Below are 393 nucleotides of genomic sequence, written 5' to 3'. Positions count from 1 at the left end.
GGCCAGGCCTACGATGATCCGGGCGAAGACACCGTTGTCGCTCCAACGTGTCCAACGGTTGTGGAGGGTCTTGGCCGGGCCGTATTCCTTCGGCGCATCGCACCACCGCAAGCCATTGCGATTGATGAAGATTATGCTGCTGAGATCGCGCCGATCACCGACGCGGGGTTTGCCATGACTCTGCGGAAAGAACGGTTTCAGGCGCTCCATCCGGCCGTCGGTCAGCCAATGGAGGTTGCTCATCAACCAAGTCTCCTCGCGGAGCCTCAATCATGCCAAGAGCCTGAAATCAATGGGTCTGGAGCCTAGTACTACAGTTGCATTTGCCTTGCGTTTCTGGTTCATCTTTCTCTGGGATTGGGAGGGATTGTCATGTCTGTTGCGGATTGGTCG

Annotated in this window: 1 protein-coding gene; it reads right to left on the bottom strand. The window is 56.7% G+C overall.

What is annotated here, in order from left to right; genetic code table 11:
* Nucleotides 1–243 (bottom strand): transposase (locus tag AC2SGK_RS18355; RefSeq protein ID WP_488324809.1); only part of this gene is annotated, 243 nt, incomplete at its 3' end.
* Nucleotides 244–393 lie beyond the last annotated feature (150 nt).

The organism is Paracoccus sp. NIOT.M2S5SZ12 (assembly GCF_057748165.1).
This window is presented reverse-complemented; position numbering and strand designations above follow the sequence as displayed.